The 16,956-nt window shown below is 55.4% G+C and carries 17 protein-coding genes; 4 read left to right on the top strand and 13 right to left on the bottom strand.

What is annotated here, in order from left to right; genetic code table 11:
- Positions 1–78: 78 nt before the first annotated feature.
- Entirely contained in the window at positions 79–336 is a 258-nt protein-coding gene (gene bhsA / locus K7B04_RS16445) for a multiple stress resistance protein BhsA (protein WP_064545779.1), read from the bottom strand.
- Positions 337–581: 245 nt separating this feature from the next.
- On the opposite strand from bhsA, the gene K7B04_RS16440 reads away from it, so the two are divergent.
- Positions 582–1,217 carry a TetR/AcrR family transcriptional regulator gene (locus tag K7B04_RS16440; RefSeq protein WP_163447433.1) on the top strand — a complete coding sequence of 212 codons (636 nt, stop codon included), beginning with the start codon at positions 582–584 and terminating at the stop codon, positions 1,215–1,217.
- Positions 1,218–1,273: 56 nt separating this feature from the next.
- Here K7B04_RS16440 and K7B04_RS16435 read toward each other — a convergent pair whose 3' ends face one another.
- The 11 genes from K7B04_RS16435 to K7B04_RS16385 all read right to left on the bottom strand — a co-directional run bounded on the left by K7B04_RS16435 (position 1,274) and on the right by K7B04_RS16385 (position 10,754).
- Complete coding sequence (locus K7B04_RS16435) at positions 1,274–1,810, bottom strand: glycine zipper 2TM domain-containing protein (protein WP_074398785.1); 537 nt, start codon at positions 1,808–1,810, stop codon at positions 1,274–1,276.
- Between the two features lie 259 nt (positions 1,811–2,069).
- On the bottom strand, positions 2,070–3,374 hold the full coding sequence (locus tag K7B04_RS16430; RefSeq protein ID WP_167575976.1) for an NAD(P)/FAD-dependent oxidoreductase: 1,305 nt from the start codon (positions 3,372–3,374) through the stop codon (positions 2,070–2,072).
- Positions 3,375–3,647: 273 nt separating this feature from the next.
- Positions 3,648–4,190, bottom strand: a complete 543-nt coding sequence (gene ycfP, locus K7B04_RS16425; RefSeq protein WP_163447431.1) for an alpha/beta hydrolase YcfP — start codon at positions 4,188–4,190, stop codon at positions 3,648–3,650.
- Positions 4,191–4,228: 38 nt separating this feature from the next.
- Positions 4,229–5,254 (bottom strand): beta-N-acetylhexosaminidase, encoded by a 1,026-nt coding sequence (nagZ, locus tag K7B04_RS16420; protein WP_223802519.1) that lies wholly within the window; start codon positions 5,252–5,254, stop codon positions 4,229–4,231.
- The gene (gene thiK / locus K7B04_RS16415) at positions 5,242–6,084 is read right to left on the bottom strand and encodes a thiamine kinase (protein ID WP_223804182.1); all 843 of its coding nucleotides are present in this window, start codon (positions 6,082–6,084) and stop codon (positions 5,242–5,244) included. Before thiK ends, nagZ begins: the two co-directional genes overlap by 13 nt.
- Positions 6,065–6,703: a penicillin-binding protein activator LpoB gene (gene lpoB, locus K7B04_RS16410; protein WP_223804181.1), complete on the bottom strand. Its 639-nt coding sequence runs from the start codon at positions 6,701–6,703 to the stop codon at positions 6,065–6,067. Before lpoB ends, thiK begins: the two co-directional genes overlap by 20 nt.
- Positions 6,704–6,725: 22 nt before the next feature.
- A complete protein-coding gene (locus K7B04_RS16405; RefSeq protein WP_163447428.1) occupies positions 6,726–7,100 on the bottom strand; it encodes a YcfL family protein in 375 nt (124 codons plus the stop codon).
- Positions 7,101–7,103: 3 nt separating this feature from the next.
- Positions 7,104–7,460: a purine nucleoside phosphoramidase gene (hinT, locus tag K7B04_RS16400; protein ID WP_163447427.1), complete on the bottom strand. Its 357-nt coding sequence runs from the start codon at positions 7,458–7,460 to the stop codon at positions 7,104–7,106.
- A gap of 128 nt (positions 7,461–7,588) precedes the next feature.
- Entirely contained in the window at positions 7,589–7,912 is a 324-nt protein-coding gene (locus tag K7B04_RS16395; RefSeq protein ID WP_163447426.1) for a YdbL family protein, read from the bottom strand.
- 11 nt (positions 7,913–7,923) lie between these two features.
- The gene (locus K7B04_RS16390; RefSeq protein WP_163447425.1) at positions 7,924–8,115 is read right to left on the bottom strand and encodes a YnbE family lipoprotein; all 192 of its coding nucleotides are present in this window, start codon (positions 8,113–8,115) and stop codon (positions 7,924–7,926) included.
- Positions 8,115–10,754: a YdbH family protein gene (locus K7B04_RS16385; RefSeq protein ID WP_223802518.1), complete on the bottom strand. Its 2,640-nt coding sequence runs from the start codon at positions 10,752–10,754 to the stop codon at positions 8,115–8,117. The genes K7B04_RS16390 and K7B04_RS16385 overlap by 1 nt, the downstream gene beginning before the upstream one ends.
- 310 nt (positions 10,755–11,064) lie before the next feature.
- On the opposite strand from K7B04_RS16385, the gene K7B04_RS16380 reads away from it, so the two are divergent.
- Together K7B04_RS16380 and hslJ are read left to right on the top strand one after the other, a co-directional pair.
- On the top strand, positions 11,065–12,054 hold the full coding sequence (locus K7B04_RS16380; RefSeq protein ID WP_163447423.1) for a 2-hydroxyacid dehydrogenase: 990 nt from the start codon (positions 11,065–11,067) through the stop codon (positions 12,052–12,054).
- Between the two features lie 123 nt (positions 12,055–12,177).
- Entirely contained in the window at positions 12,178–12,618 is a 441-nt protein-coding gene (gene hslJ, locus K7B04_RS16375) for a heat shock protein HslJ (protein WP_223802517.1), read from the top strand.
- A 3-nt stretch (positions 12,619–12,621) separates the two neighbouring features.
- Here hslJ and K7B04_RS16370 read toward each other — a convergent pair whose 3' ends face one another.
- Entirely contained in the window at positions 12,622–12,888 is a 267-nt protein-coding gene (locus K7B04_RS16370) for a DUF333 domain-containing protein (RefSeq protein ID WP_064545809.1), read from the bottom strand.
- A gap of 308 nt (positions 12,889–13,196) precedes the next feature.
- Here K7B04_RS16370 and nifJ point away from each other — a divergent pair, with 308 nt between their 5' ends.
- Positions 13,197–16,724: a pyruvate:ferredoxin (flavodoxin) oxidoreductase gene (gene nifJ / locus K7B04_RS16365; RefSeq protein WP_223802516.1), complete on the top strand. Its 3,528-nt coding sequence runs from the start codon at positions 13,197–13,199 to the stop codon at positions 16,722–16,724.
- The last annotated feature ends 232 nt before the right edge of the window (positions 16,725–16,956 follow it).

The following is a 16,956-nucleotide window of genomic DNA, read 5'->3' as shown; positions in this document are numbered from 1 at the left end:
AAAGTAAAAGGCCCTGAGCGTATTCCGCTCAGGGCCTTTTTTATGGCAGTGGCATAAGCATTATGAGGGTTTTAACGCTTATTTGTAGATTACCGCAGTACCGTGGAGGGAGTTCGGACCGCTAACGGAAGTGATGCGGAAAGATTTCGCACCCATTTCATCGGCTTTCTGAGACAGTTCTTGTTCCAGAGACGCCAGGTTCGGGCCTGCAGATGCGGCAATGTTACCGACTTTGTGCTGATCTGCTGGAGTGGATTGCACTTCAACAGCGGCAAAGCTTGCAAATGACAGTGAGCTAAGGACTGCGGCGATAGCCAGGGTTTTTACGTTTTTCATAATTTTTACCTTGCAGATGAATTTTTGTAGGTCAGACGTTATTAACTTAACGATCGATAAATTAATAATAATGAGATCCAGGTCACACGTCAACGGATTTTTATAACGATCATTTATTTAATTAGAATTCATATATTTTTCATATGAATATGTTGAATTCTTTTTTGCGACGGAAGCGCTGGCCCCCGCCGATAATTATTTTTATAATGAGCATTCACTAAACACCGACTGAGGTAGGCGGCACGATGACAACTGACACGCAAAGTTGCGCGAAAAAAGGCCGTGGTCGACCTAAAGTATTCGACCGGGAAGCGGCGTTGGATAAAGCCATGACGCTGTTCTGGCAGTATGGCTATGAAGCAACATCGCTTTCCGATCTTGTCGAAGCCACCGGCGCCAAGGCGCCGACGCTGTACGCTGAATTTGTGAATAAAGAGGGGCTCTTCCGCGCCGTACTCGATCACTACATCAGCCGTTTTGCGTCGAAAAATGAAGCCTGTCTGTTCTGTGAAGACCAGACGCTGCTGGAGGCGCTTCGCCACTATTTCACTGCCGTCGCCACCTGCTTTACCAGCAAAGACACGCCGGCGGGCTGCTTTATGATCAACACGTCTGCCGCCCTTGCCGCCTCTTCCAAAGAAATTGCGAAGACCATTAAGTCGCGTCACGCGGTGCAGGAACAGACGTTATACAAGTTCTTACAGCTGCGTCAGGCGCGCGGGGAAATCCCGGCAGAAAAAAACGTCGCCGAGCTGGCGCAGTTTCTGAGCTGTATTTTGCAGGGAATGTCGATTAGCGCCCGTGAAGGGGCGAGCTTTGAAACGCTGATGCAGATTACCGAAACCACCCTTCGCCTCTGGCCACAGATGATTGCCGTATAAAAAAAACGCCCCTCAGTCTGGGAGACGGAGGGGCGAATCAGCACACTCACACTTTTTTAGGCTTTATTCAGTACCAGCTGACCATTGCTATCCAGCGGGATCTGGCTGCCGGGCTGTTTATCCATACGGATTTTGCCCTGCTGGTCGCCGATTTTGTAGGTCACATCATATCCGAGCGTTTTCTCAGACTTGTCGTACACTGTTTTACAACGCTGCTCCGTCGTGGTGTAGGTGTCGTTATTCTGCATCGCACCCTGCACCTGGTTACCTGCATAGCCGCCGCCTAAAGCACCGACGACGGTTGCAACATCTTTACCGCGTCCGCCACCAAACTGGTGCCCGATGACCCCACCGGCAACGGCGCCCAGCACCGATCCGGCGATGCGGTTTTCATCCTGTACCGGACGACGGTGCGTAACCGTCACGTTGCGGCACTCCTGACGCGGGTTTTTAACGGTTTCCTTGATTGGCGTAGCGGAGATCACCTGCGCATACTGCGGGCCACGATCGAATACGTTCATGCTCGCTACGGCGGCAACCCCGAGAGCAGCTGCAACGCCAATACCAATACCCGCCAACATTGATTTATTCACGGGACTTCCTCCTTTGTTGCTATTGCTAACAATTGTGCAACTTAAGTCAAACCATGACTATCAGACAAAAACTCAAAAGCAGGATTTTATGTGGGATTAGAGATGTTTGAGAGAATTCTGAAGGTAGAGACAGGTAACAATTGAAAGCGCTGATAAGCGCAGCGCTTTGGGCGGAACATTGGCGCTCATTGCCGGATGGCGCTGCGCTTATCCGGCCTACATGCATAACAACATGCAGGCCGGGAGCCTTAAAACGCGATTAGTGCAGTTTCAGTCGCGGACGGATAACGCGGTTGATACTGCCCACCAGCATCATCAGGCCGGTTTTCACGTAACCGTGCAGCGCAATCTGGTGCATACGGTATAGCGAGATATAGACCATACGCGCGATACGCCCTTCGATCATCATCGAACCACGCATCAGGTTACCCATCAGGCTGCCGACGGTTGAATAGTTGGAGAGCGATACCAGTGAACCGTGATCCTTATAGGTATACGGCTTCAGCTCTTTACCCTTCATCTGCGCCAGAATGTTGTTAAGCGCACAGGTCGCCATCTGGTGCGCAGCCTGGGCGCGCGGCGGCACAAAGCCCCCTTCCGGACGGGCGCAAGAAGCACAGTCGCCGATAGCGTAGATATCCTGATCGCGGGTGGTTTGCAGCGTCGGCTCAACCACCAGCTGATTGATGCGGTTAGTTTCCAGGCCGCCGATCTCTTTCATGAAATCTGGCGCTTTAATGCCCGCCGCCCATACCATCAGATCGGCCTGAATATATTCGCCATCTTTCGTGTGCAGACCGCCTTCATCGGCACTGGTCACCATCGTCTGGGTCAGCACGCGTACACCCATTTTAGTCAACTCGCTGTGCGCAGCGCCGGAAATGCGCGGCGGCAACGCAGGCAGAATACGTTCACCGGCTTCCACCAGCGTGACGTTCAGCGCTTCGTTATTCAGCCCTTTGTAGCCATAGCTGTGGAGCTGTTTCACCGCGTTGTGCAGTTCAGCGGACAGCTCAACACCGGTCGCCCCGCCGCCAACAATGGCGATATTCACCTTGCCGTTCGCGCCCAGGTTAGCGGAATATTTCAGGAACAGGTTCAGCATTTCCTGGTGGAAACGACGCGCCTGGTGCGGGTTATCGAGGAAGATACAGTGCTCTTTCACGCCCGGGGTGTTGAAGTCGTTTGAGGTGCTGCCCAACGCCATCACCAGCGTGTCGTACGCCAGCTTGCGCTCAGGCACCAGCAGTTCGCCCTTCTCATCGCGCAGTTCTGCCAGGGTGATGGTTTTCGCTTCGCGGTTGATATCCATCACCGAGCCCAGCTGGAACTGGAAGTGATGATTACGCGCATGTGCCAGATAGCTCAGCGCATCGACACCTTCATCCAGAGAACCGGTCGCCACCTCGTGCAACAACGGTTTCCACAGGTGGCTATGGTTGCGATCCACCAGCGTAATTTTCGCTTTTTTACTCCGGCCAAGCTTGCGACCCAGCTGAGTAGCCAGTTCCAGGCCGCCAGCGCCGCCACCTACAATTACAATTTTCTTCATTGGCGTAGTCACGAGACCCCCTTAAAATTTATTAACCAATTGTTAATTAAAAGTTATTAATTTAGCTCTTAGTTAACAACAAGTTACTCACAAGAAACCATTCAGCTGCAATGAGAATAACATGAATGGTGCATTGGTCATACCAAAATTGATGTGTATCAAGTTTTATCGCGCAGAAGTTGAGCGAACGGCATTGCGGTGAGCGAAATGGGAGTCAGCGGGGTTAAAAATTAACAAAAAAAAGCCCCGGCAACCTAAAGTTGCCGGGGCTTCTCAGACGAAAATTTAGCCTAACGTTTTGAACGCTTTAATCCGCTGCAGATGCGGCGAAATGTTTTTAAACTTATGACCCTGCTCTTCGTCCCAGATGATCTCATAGTAGTGATGCAGCACGTCTGCTGAACGCTGGCTATCAAGCGCATCGTCGTGGCGAGAGAGAATGGCCAGGCAACGGTCACGGTTCTTCTCGCGGAAGTTGTTCACACATTTGGTGGCAATATCCACGTACTCTTCCGGGCGATCGATCTTGCCGTCCATATTCTCGTTCGGGAACAGGTTCGGGTTAAACATCACCTGGCGAATATCGCACAGAAAACCAATTCGCTCCGCCCAGTAGCCGCCCAGCCCTACGCCGCAAATCAGCGGCCGCTCATCGGCATTCAACTGCAGCATTTTGTCGACTTCTTTCAGCAGATGCTGCATGTCATGCTTGGGGTGCCGCGTGCTGTAGCTAATCAACCGCACATCCGGGTCGATAAACTGCAGTTGCAGCACTTTCTCATGGTTACCAGGGCTATTGGAGTCAAAACCGTGTAAATAGATAATCATTGCGTCCTCACCACACCATTACTCCCACACCGGGAGGGTTAATGACCAGCCTTCACTTCCTGCCAGCGTTCGTGGAGTTGCTCCAACTGAGCGCTAACTGTTTTCCAGCGGGCGGAGTCCATCAGTTCCTGACGGCTAAATGAACCTTTATGATACAACTTCGTAACACGCTCTGCGTTGATCGGCGACAGGTTATCCAGCACGCTCACCGCACCTTTACGATTATTGCAGACGAGGATCATATCGCAACCTGCGTCGAGCGATGCCTGGCCGCGTTCAGCATAGCTGCCCATAATCGCCGCGCCTTCCATTGAAAGGTCGTCAGAGAAAATCACGCCCTCAAAACCCAACTCGCCGCGCAGCACGGTCTTCAGCCAGTGCGCAGAGCCGCTGGCAGGACGCGGATCAACGGCGTCGTAAATGACGTGCGCCGGCATAATGGCGTCGAGCGCATTTTCGCTAATCAGCGTTTTAAACACCGCCATGTCTTTCCCGCGGATTTCCGCTTCCGGACGCGGATCGTGCGGCGTCTCTTTGTGCGAATCGGCAGTGACCGCGCCATGGCCTGGGAAATGTTTACCCGTGGTTTTCATCCCGGCAGCGTGCATGCCGTCAATAAAATGACGCGCCATCAGCAGCGCTTTCTGCGGGTCCGCATGATAAGAACGCTCGCCAATGGCGGTACAGATGTGGCCCACGTCTAATACCGGCGCGAAGCTGATATCAATATCCATCGCGATCATCTCACTGGCCATCAGCCAGCCCGCATCGACCGCCATCCGGCCACCGTCCTCTTCCCCCAGCACCGCGGCAAACGACTGTGCGGCCGGTAAACGGGTGAACCCTTCGCGGAAACGCTGTACGCGGCCCCCTTCCTGGTCAACAGCCACCACCAGTCGGTTACGCGAGGCGCTGCGAATCTGGCGAACCAGTTCACGAAGCTGCTCGGGGTCGTGGTAATTACGGGTAAACAGAATTAAACCGCCAACCAGCGGGTGCGCCAGAATCTCACGTTCTTCGGCATCCAGCTCGTAGCCTTCCACATCCAACATTACTGGCCCCACACGGCCTCCTTTTTGTTCTTAAGCTGCTGCCAGATTTCATTGGCCAGCGTGATAAATTGTTCGTCACCGGTCTGTTGCCAGCGACACTCGAACCAGCCCGCCATCAGCATCAGCACCCACGGACGCCAGCGTAATGTCTGTTGCCACAGGGCGTCCGGGGACATATGTGCCAGCCTGGCATAGGCCTCAATCAGTTGATAGCGTTGTTGATTGTCCGGCATCCACACCGCCGCCAGCTCCAGCGCAATATCGCCGTCGCCAGCGTATTCCCAGTCGATGAGCCTTAAACCGCCTTCGGCGTGCACAATATTGCCAGCGTGGACATCCATATGCAGCGGTGCCAGGCGCAACGGTCGCGGCTCCTTCCGCTGGCGCAGCCGTTGTAAGCTGCGCAGCCAGAAAGGCGTGCGTCGTGACGGACTGCACTGCTGCCAGTACCGTTCTAACAAAGGTAAGAGCGCCAGCCGCCAGCCAAATCGGGGCTGCTGATGCAAATCATACAGGAGAGTCGCCAGCGGTTGATGCGCCGGAAGCACGCTTTTGATCTCTCCGGCTAAAAAATCAACTGCCATCCAGCCGCGCGTATAAAAAACAGGCTTTGGCGCCAGCGTGGCGGGTAGCTGACGAAGGGCGTGATATTGACGGAGGAATTCGTGTTCCGGCGCGTCGGGCGCATGATGCTGACGCAGTACCAGCCGCCGTTCACCGTGTTGAAGAATACAGCTGCTGCCGCTCAGCCCCGCGTATTCGGGGCTGGCGACGATGTGATAGTGCGGAAATTCACGTGACAGCAGTGCGTCACGCGAAAGCTTACTGTTGCGCAACCGCACCTTTACCTGACCAGACGATCTCACCGGTTTGTACCAGCATCAGCTGCATTTGCAGCGTCGGCGCGTTCACGTTGCCGGTAGCGTTAGAGTAGAGCACGTACTGAGCTCCCACATTACGGGCAATGCCCATCGCTTTACTGCGCGAACCCAGGCTGTCCTGCGGCGACAGTCCTAACTGCTGCTTAGCCACCGCCAACTGTTGGGCCGACACCAGGGTAAACTTGCCGTTACCTGCCAGCGCGTTACGCAGCGCGGTAGTCGCTTCCCCGGAGTTCAACGACCCGTTGGTACGGTTGTTAACGCTGTCGACCAGCAAAATGCTGCCCGCGGTTACGCCGCCGGTTTGCAGCATTTTGCCAACCAGCGGCTGTGCTGCGCCGTTCCAGTCATAGTGCCGTACGCGCGGCGTGGGCTGCGCAGGCGTTTCACCGCCGTGCTCAATCGGACCTGGCTGCTGCGGAATCGTCGGCACGCTCGGTACCGTTGGCACCGGCTGCTGCGGCTCAGCAGGCTGTTGTGGCTGCTGCGGATTCGCCGTATCGACTGGTGCCGGTTGTTCGCGCACCGCACACCCTGCCAGTATCAGTGCCAGCGAGGCCATCAACGCATAGCGACCCAATTTACTCATTCCAGTTTACCCCTCACAGATAAAGATAAAGTCGGGCTTTATGCGCCCCTAAACCGTTAGCGGTCCCGTACAGCGTGACCGACCCCATTGCGGGAATCGTAATGCTGCGCGGCGCTTCCAGCGGGTGCATTTCCAGCCCTCTGGCGTCATACCAATAAAAACGATAGTGAACGGTGACCGGCTGCCGCCTTTCGTTGAACAGTTTTGCGCTGGCGGTCGCCTGTATATCCGACGACGTTAGCTCAGGCTTTTCCGCGCTGATACCTGCCGCCAGAACGTTAGACTCCATCACCAGCGTCTGCTGTTCACTGACGGCGATTTCCGGGCGCGAATGACACCCGCTCAGCAGCACCGTACCTAACAAAAGACCCAGACATGCCGATTTCATAGATTAGCCTTTATGCGCCAGCATCGGCCCCAGCGGGCGGCCGCCCAGCAGGTGCATATGAATGTGGTAAACTTCCTGCCCGCCATGGCGATTGCAGTTCATGATCAGACGATAGCCGTCTTCGGCAATCCCTTCCTGTTGTGCAATTTTCGCCGCCACGGTAATCATGCGCCCCAGCGCCTGCTCATGCTCGGCGGTGACGTCGTTGGTGGTGGCAATCAAGGTATTGGGGATAATCAGAATATGCGTCGGCGCCTGCGGAGAGATATCGCGAAACGCGGTAACCAGCTCGTCCTGATACACCATATCCGACGGGATTTCACGACGAATAATTTTGCTGAAAATGGTTTCTTCTGCCATACGGAATTCCTTTATTATTCTCATATGCCGTCGGTAAAATCGTTGCCGACGAACAGGTTAGATGCCAGAGTATGAGCGAGTTACGCCACTTCTTTCAACCGTAATACGATTTTTCTTACCTCTGGTCGTTACTTACGCACCCACTGGCCGTTAATGCCCTGCACGTATTCACCCGGCAGCGCTTTATCGATCAATTTTTTGCCCGCCAGCCGAGCTACCTCCTGCTGAGAGAGATTGTTGCTCAACGCCAGCTGCTGATAGCTTTCGCTGCGGGCCTGATTAATGTTCTTCACTAGCGCCAACGTTTCGCTGTCCTTAGCCAGCGCCGCAAGATAGCCACCCTGCGTTTCCCCTACCCGGCCCTGTGTTCTCGCCTCTGACAGCGTTAACGCGAACGCCTGAACGCTAAACAGCCCCAACAGCAGAACCGCGATAATGCGCATTTTTCTCATGGTGGCGGCCCTCAGAATAAGTCGCTACGCGATTTCAGCAGATCCTCAACGTCCTTATCGGCCTTGATGCGGATCTCGTGCTCAATCTTGACGTTCATATTGATGGTAATCGGTTCTTTCGGCGCAGCCACCTCGATGCGCGGTACGCAGCCTGATAACAGTGCCGTTGCCGCGATCCCCAGGATGGCGATGGATAATTTCATTAGTGCTCCTTACATTCCGTGCCGCTGCGACACGGTACGCCGGGAAGGGTCGCGTGTTGCTCAAGCCATGACTGAAGTTTGTCGCCAAAGCGCAGGCTTCGCCACAAATCAAAAACATTCTCCTGGTGCGTGTAATTCAGACGCACCGTACTGCGTTTCTCGTCCATCACCCCGGTACCGGTCACCGTCGCCTGCAGCGTCAGCATACCCAGACTATCGAGATTGATCCGCGTCCACGAGCGGGAGATTTCCATATAGCGTAGCCAGTTGATTGCCGCGCCCGCGGCGATATTATCGTCGGCAACCGCGTCCGCGGTGTCTTTATCCAGGCGCAGCGTCATCGGGCCGGGATTATGCAACCAGCCATCCTTAATAATCCATTTGCTGTCGTTCAGCCACAGCGGTAGCGCGCCGTCAACCGGGCCGGACATGGCAAACTGTTTCGGGTTCACCGCGCTCACCAGTTCGCTGGTAGAAATATGTTGTAAGCGCAGAAGCGCGGCGTCGCGCTGCGGCATGCGCAGCTGCTGCATCGTGACCTTCCCACCCAGCACATCCACGCTGACATCGCTCAGCTGCAGCGGCGCCTCTTCACTCCACGGCCAGGTACCCTGCAGATCGGCGGTTACGTTGCGTGCAGTGACCTGGTTAATAATTTCCGCAATGCGCAGCGACACCGGTCGCCGCGTTCCCAGCTGCCAGACGCCGGCTTTTAAGCGGAACGGCAGCACAAAATCGACGCCGTTGATCTCGTTATCCGGCATCCACGCGCTACCGTTGTGTAGCACGCCGTGACCACCGGCCTCAAATCCTTGCCCGGCGGCGGCAGAGAACGCAACCTGCGCGTACAGCGAACCGTCGCGCAGCTTCATTTTCCAGTCCGGCGGCACCAGCGGCTGGAACACCTCCAGCGACTGTTTTGGCCACCACGCCTGGCCACGTAAACGCTCGCCGTCCCAGCGTCCCGTCACCCGCACCGGCCCAATTGCCTGCGCCTTCAGATCGCCTTTAAACTGGAAGAAGGTCGGATCGCGCCCTTCCACGCTAAACGTCAGCGCCGAGGCAGGCAGCATGCTGCCGCCGGTAAAGCGCGTTTCGCTGGCATCAAGCGCCAGCGCACCTTTAAAGGAAGGATGTTGTTCATCGCGGATCCAGTGAATGGGTTGTTCCAGCTTGAGACGCGGCTTATCAATGGTCATGGTGCCGTATTGCAGCTTATCGAAGCCGGTAGAGAGCGTATTCAACACAATGGCGCTGTCACGCCACTCGCCGGTCCCGGTCACATCCCAGCGCGCCTGCATCGGCGTAAAATGGCCGTCGCCCCAATAGCGCCAGCGCCAGGTGCCTTTATCGGGCATGAAATTGTCAGCCTGGCCGTCCAGGTGCAGCACAAAATCCCCGGTCTGCTGTTCATGCGCACGCAGAATGGCCTGTAGGCGTCCATCAATGCCCTGCGTTGAAATTTTCACTCCCGCCAGCGGCCAGCGCACTTCATCAATATTTAGCGCATCAATTACCCGCCCGCGCGAACGTAGCAATGCGCCCGGCTGGAACGCCAGTACTGGGGTAACCAGCGGGCCGCTCAGGTGAGCGGGCAGTTTTGCGTAAAAGATCAGATCGCCCTGTTTCGCTTCCCCCACCAGTTGCAGCGGCATGTCGCTGTTATCCATGCTCAGCACGCCCGGCCCGACGTTCAGTACCGCCACGCCTTTCCCGGCATCTCCCGCGGTCAGAACACTAAGGCGGCCGGTCACCTGCGTTTTATCTTCGCCCTGTTGCCAGTTTTCGAGCTTCACCCCCACGCGGCCGCTGAGCGGGATACCTGCCTGATACGGCCAGTTCCAGCGCCCATCGCTGATGGTGAGCAGTTGTTCCGTTAACGTCCAGGGCAGATCGACTAAGGGATCGTCCTCGCCGCGCGCCATCATCACCAGTTGCCCCTGATTGCCGTCCCAGTTGAGTTCCGCATCGACCAGCGAAGGCACCTGCGGCACCTGGAAGGTAGACTCGAGGTGCCCTTTTACCGGTAACCCGTCCGGCACCAGCGGCATCGTGAACTCACCGAGTAATTTAACCGGCGGCTCTCCGTCGATCAGGCTGGCGTGAAATTCGCTTACCGTCAGCGCCTGCCCGTGCAATCGTGCGCGCAGACCAACCTGTTCGCCCATATATTCCACATCCTGCCGCTGAGATGTCAGTGAAACCTTGAGCTTGCCCTGCCATTTTTCCCACGGCGTGACGCTGAGCGCGTCGATGGTCAGCCAGGTATTGGGCAGCATTGACTGCCATTCCGCCAGCGTGCGCGGCGCGCCGGGAACCGTATCGTTTTGCGGCAGCTTGCTAAAGCACAGAGAATTGAGGTTGGCCGATGCGGCGTGCAGTCGCCAGCGGCTTGGATGTGACAGGGTCACGTCTTTCAGGGTCGCCAGTTCGCAATCCCCCGCCAGATAGCGCAAATCGGGAATGTGCAGGGCCGAACGCGTTAGCCGAGGGCTTTCGTTAAGCGCAATACGCGTGCCTGCCGGAAGCCAGATACCCACCAGCGTAGGAACCCAGTACCCTAGCGTCATCAGCAATGTGAGCGGCAGAAGTACTAAAAGCAGGAGTAGCGCAATAATGGCTTTATATTTACCCTTCATGGGTGCAGTCATATCCTGATTGAACAAGCGGTGATGCCAGACCGCGCAGCGGGCAGTCCAAAGGCGCATATTGTGTCATGTCAGACCAGAGAGTGAAAGCCGCTGTAATGTTTTAAGAATAGCTGCTGCAAAATAAAACGTGAGGGATTTCAGTTGATTCTGATTGAGAACCGTCATTCGCGCCCCCATTTAAAGCGGGTATACTGAAGGGAGTTTCTTTACGAATCCTTAGCCTTCAAAACATTTTTATATTTTGTAAGAATTTTTGAATTATGCTAACTTGACTCTAAAATCATTGGAGAAAAGTCTCATGAAAATCGCCGTTTACAGTACTAAGCAGTACGACAAAAAGTACCTGCAAAATGTTAACCAGGCATATGGCTTTGAGCTTGAGTTTTTTGATTTCCTGTTAACGGAAAAAACCGCCAAAACCGCCCATGGCTGTGAAGCGGTCTGTATTTTCGTTAACGACGACGGTAGCCGTCCGGTGTTGGAAGAGTTGAAAAAGAACGGCGTGAAGTATATCGCGCTGCGCTGCGCGGGCTTCAACAACGTCGACCTCGACGCAGCGAAAGAGCTGGGTCTGCGCGTGGTTCGCGTGCCCGCTTACGATCCGGAAGCCGTGGCCGAGCACGCCATCGGGCTGATGATGACATTGAACCGCCGCATTCACCGCGCCTATCAGCGTACCCGTGATGCTAACTTCTCGCTGGAAGGGCTAACCGGATTCACCATGTTCGGTAAAACCGCAGGCGTGATTGGTACCGGGAAAATCGGCGTCGCCGCTCTGCGTATTCTGAAAGGTTTCGGTATGCGCCTGCTGGCGTTTGACCCGTATCCTAGCGCTGCTGCGCTGGAGCTGGGCGTTGAATATGTCGACCTGCCGACGCTGTTTGCCGAGTCTGACGTGATTTCCCTGCACTGCCCGCTCACCCCTGAGAACTATCATCTGCTGAACGCCAGCGCGTTTGAGAAGATGAAAGATGGCGTGATGATCGTCAATACCAGCCGTGGGGCGTTGATTGACTCTCAGGCCGCGATTGAAGCCCTAAAAACGCAGAAAATCGGCGCTCTGGGGATGGACGTATATGAGAACGAGCGCGATCTGTTCTTTGAAGATAAGTCTAACGATGTCATCCAGGATGATGTATTCCGCCGTCTCTCAGCCTGCCACAACGTTCTGTTCACCGGCCACCAGGCGTTTCTGACTGCTGAAGCACTGACCAGCATCTCAGAAACCACTCTGCAAAACCTGCAGCAGATCGACACAGGCACAGACTGCCCTAACGCTATCGCCTGATACACCACACTCCCCGGCTACGGTCGGGGAGCATTTTCGGATAAGCCCCACAGACACCTCCCGCAGTACAGTTATGCTTCAAACATATTCACACCGCAAATGATTAATAAGAAGTCCTGTACTATGAAGAACGTATTTTTCGTGCTGGCTGCGGCCGCCCTTCTCTCTGGTTGCGTCTACAACAGCAAAATGTCAACGAACGCTGACCAGCTTCAGCATCACCGCTTTGTTTTAGAGAGTGTGAACGGTAAAACGGTGAGCAGCAAAGGCACCCCACTCGAACTGAGCTTTGGCGAAAAGCAGCCGATTCTTGAAAAGATTTATGTGTCGGGCAACATGTGTAACGGCTTTTCCGGCACCGCGACCCTGCACAAAGGCGAGCTAAAGACGAGCGAGCTCGCCATGACGCGCAAACTTTGCAGCGACGCCCAGCTTAATGAGTTGGATGCCACGTTCAGCAACATGCTGCGTCAGGGCGCGCAGGTTGATTTAACCGAACAACAGCTGACGCTCGCCACAGCGGACCAGACGCTGGTCTATCGCCTGGCCGATCTGATGCATTAAGGCTTAGTAGCTGCCGCAGGTGCCGGTAGCAAGAGACTGTTCGCTGCAACGTTTACCGTTTGGCAGCGCGCACATACCGATACTGGAGCCGTCCAGCTGGCGCGCGGCGGAAAGTGACCCGCCAATCATCGCGCAGTTCGCTTCGCCCGAGCTGGACATTGCCGCTCGCATTCCCGGCGTCACGTGTGCCGCCGTTGCCTGCTGAACAGGTTCACTGCTGCACGCGGATAATAATAGCGCCGCACACCCGACTAAAAACGCAGCTCGCATCTCTTCTCTCCGTATCGCAAAAATAAGAACAAACCTAAGCATCATAGGCAGAGCTGGCCGCTCCGTCGAGAGACGAAGTGCGCATTTATGCGTTGTAGAAACATTTTCTCGCAATTTTGTGGCTCAAAACATTCGTATCATTGATACAGACGCGCCCCAAGGACACAAAAGCAAAAATGATTCAGCGCCGGGTTTGCTAAACTTCACTTAACATCATCCCTAAGAGCGATGTGTCAATTAAGGACAAATTCCCGGTTGATGGGTAAACCCGTGAACCTCTTTTTTGCGCAATGTAAGGTGTCATATCAATGATCACAATTGACGGTAATGGTGCAGTCGCCTCGGTTGCGTTCCGTACCAGTGAAGTCATCGCCATTTACCCGATCACGCCGAGCTCAACCATGGCTGAACAGGCTGACGCGTGGGCGGGAAACGGGCTTAAAAACGTTTGGGGCGACGTCCCACGCGTGGTAGAGATGCAGTCCGAAGCCGGGGCCATCGCTGCCGTGCACGGGGCCTTGCAGACCGGCGCACTGTCGACCTCATTTACCTCATCGCAGGGTCTCCTGCTGATGATCCCCACGCTGTATAAGCTGGCCGGGCAATTGACGCCGTTCGTGCTGCATGTGGCGGCGCGCACCGTCGCGACCCACGCGCTGTCTATTTTTGGCGACCATTCCGACGTGATGGCGGTGCGCCAGACCGGCTGCGCCATGCTGTGTGCCGGTAGCGTGCAGGAAGCGCAGGACTTTGCGCTGATTTCACATATTGCGACGCTCAAGAGCCGCGTGCCGTTTATTCACTTCTTCGACGGGTTCCGCACGTCGCATGAGATTAATAAAATCGTGCCGCTGGCCGACGATACGATCCGCGGCCTGCTGCCGCAGGAAGACATCGCCGCCCACCGCGCCCGCGCCCTGAACCCGGAGCATCCGGTTATTCGCGGCACCTCCGCAAACCCGGACACTTACTTCCAGTCTCGTGAAGCCACCAACCCGTGGTACAACGCGGTTTACGATCACGTTGAGCAGGCGATGAATGATTTTGCCGACGCCACCGGTCGAAGCTATAAACCGTTTGAATATTACGGCCATCCGCAGGCGGAACGCGTTATCGTTATTATGGGGTCGGCGATCGGCACCTGTGAAGAAGTGGTGGATGAACTGCTGACGCGCGGCGAAAAAGTGGGTGTGCTGAAAGTGCGCCTCTATCGTCCGTTCTCGGCGAAACATTTATTGCAGGCGCTGCCGGAAAGCGTACGCAGCGTCGCGGTGCTTGACCGCACCAAAGAGCCGGGCGCTCAGGCCGAGCCGCTGTATCTTGACGTGATGACCGCGTTGGCGGAAGCTTTCAACCAGGGTGAACGTGAAACGCTGCCGCGGGTGATTGGCGGCCGCTATGGCCTGTCGTCAAAAGAGTTCGGCCCGGACTGCGTGCTCTCGATTTTCCACGAGCTGTCGCAGGCGAAACCAAAATCGCGCTTCACCGTCGGTATTTATGATGATGTCACGAACCTCTCCCTGCCGCAGATGGAAAACACCCTGCCATCTCACGCGCGGCTGGAGGCCTTGTTCTACGGATTGGGCAGCGACGGCAGCGTGTCGGCGACCAAAAACAACATCAAAATTATCGGTAACTCTACGCCGTGGTTTGCTCAGGGTTACTTCGTCTACGACTCTAAAAAGGCCGGTGGCCTGACGGTCTCGCACCTGCGCGTGAGCGATAACCCGATTCGCTCTGCTTATCTCGTCGCACAGGCCGATTTTGTCGGCTGTCACCAGCTACAGTTTATTGATAAATACCAGATGGCCGAGCGCCTGAAGCCTGGCGGTATTTTCCTGCTCAATACGCCGTACAGCGCCGATGAAGTGTGGGCGCGACTACCGCAGGAAGTGCAGGCGGTGCTGAATCAAAAGCACGCGCGCTTTTATGTGATTAACGCCGCCAAAATCGCCCGTGAATGTGGCCTGGCGGCACGTATTAATACCGTGATGCAGATGGCGTTCTTCCACCTCACGCAAATTCTGCCGGGCGATAGCGCGCTGATGGAGCTGCAAAACGCCATCGCGAAAAGCTATAGCAGCAAAGGTCAGGATCTGGTTGAGCGTAACTGGCAAGCGCTGGCGCTGGCCCGAGAATCCCTGTTTGAAGTGCCGCTACAGCCGGTCAACGCCAGCAGTCCAAACCGCCCACCGGTGGTTTCTGACGCCGCGCCAGACTTCGTTAAAACCGTCACTGCCGCCATGCTTGCTGGCCTCGGCGATGCCCTGCCGGTGTCCGCGCTGCCGCCGGATGGCACCTGGCCGGTCGGTACCACGCGCTGGGAAAAACGCAATATCGCCGAAGAGATCCCTATCTGGAAAGAAGATCTCTGCACCCAGTGTAACCACTGCGTGGCCGCCTGCCCGCACTCGGCGATTCGTGCAAAAGTAGTCTCACCAGACGCGATGGAAAACGCCCCGGCGTCTCTGCATTCGCTGGACGTGAAATCGCGCGATATGCGCGGTCAGAAATATGTCCTGCAGGTTGCGCCGGAAGACTGCACCGGCTGTAACCTGTGCGTTGAGGTATGCCCGGCGAAAGACCGTCAGAACCCAGAGATCAAAGCCATCAATATGATGTCGCGTCTGGAGCATGTTGAAGAAGAGAAAGTGAACTATGACTTCTTCCTCGACCTGCCGGAAATCGATCGTACCGCACTGGAACGCATTGATATCCGTACTTCACAGTTGATCACCCCGCTGTTTGAATATTCCGGCGCCTGTTCTGGCTGCGGTGAAACACCGTATATCAAGCTGCTGACGCAGCTGTACGGCGACCGTATGCTGATTGCCAACGCCACCGGCTGTTCGTCTATCTACGGCGGTAACCTGCCCTCTACGCCATATACCACCGACGCGAACGGCCGCGGACCAGCGTGGGCTAACTCGCTGTTTGAAGATAACGCCGAGTTTGGTTTGGGCTTCCGTTTAACGGTCGATCAGCATCGCCAGCGTGTGATGCGTCTGCTGGACGGCTTTGCGGAACACATCCCTGCTGAGCTGAACGAAGCTTTGCATACGGACGCCACGCCAGAGGTGCGCCGCGAACAGGTGGCGGCGTTGCGTAGCGCATTAACCGGCGTGGAAGGTGCGGAAGAGCTGCTGACCGATGCTGACGCGCTGGTCGAGAAGTCTATCTGGCTGATTGGCGGCGACGGCTGGGCCTACGATATCGGCTTCGGCGGTCTGGATCATGTGATGAGCCTGACCGAGAACGTCAATATTCTGGTGCTCGATACCCAATGCTATTCCAACACCGGCGGCCAGGCTTCAAAAGCGACGCCACTCGGCGCGGTGACCAAGTTTGGTGAGCACGGTAAACGTAAAGCGCGGAAAGATTTGGGCGTCAGCATGATGATGTATGGTCATGTCTACGTGGCGCAAATCTCACTGGGCGCACAGCTTAACCAGACGGTGAAAGCGATTCAGGAAGCGGAGTCCTATCCGGGTCCGTCGATTATTATCGCTTACAGCCCTTGCGAAGAGCACGGTTACGATCTGGCGCTCAGCCACGATCAGATGCGCCAGCTTACCGCTACCGGCTTCTGGCCGCTGTTCCGCTTCGACCCACGTCGCGCCGACGAAGGTAAAATCCCGCTGGCGCTGGATTCCCGTCCGCCGTCAGACGCGCTGGCCGAGACGTTAATGAACGAACAGCGTTTCCGCCGTTTGAACAGCCAGCAACCAGACGTCGCCGAACAGCTATGGAAGGATGCGGCAGAGGATCTGCAAAAACGCTACGACTTCCTCGCCATGATGGCCGGCAAGGCGGAAAAACCGACGCCGCAGGAATAACCGAATTAAGGCCATTCTCAAACCATAAAAAAAGCCCGAATATCAATTCGGGCTTGTCATTTTAAGATGACGAAGAATATTAAAGACACACGGCAACATAAATACGTTGTGTGACAAAAAGGCATATAACGGCTGTAGCTTACGTCAGCGACTTTTATTTGTATAATTTTTATTTTATATATATCCGGACAAATCATTCACGATAATTATCATCATTTCAGCAGAATTATAT

Origin of the sequence: Kluyvera sp. CRP (assembly GCF_019930565.1) — a bacterium.
GTDB lineage: Bacteria > Pseudomonadota > Gammaproteobacteria > Enterobacterales > Enterobacteriaceae > Kluyvera > Kluyvera georgiana_A.
The sequence above is the reverse complement of the archived record's forward strand: the minus strand, read 5'-3'. Positions and strand labels throughout refer to the sequence as shown.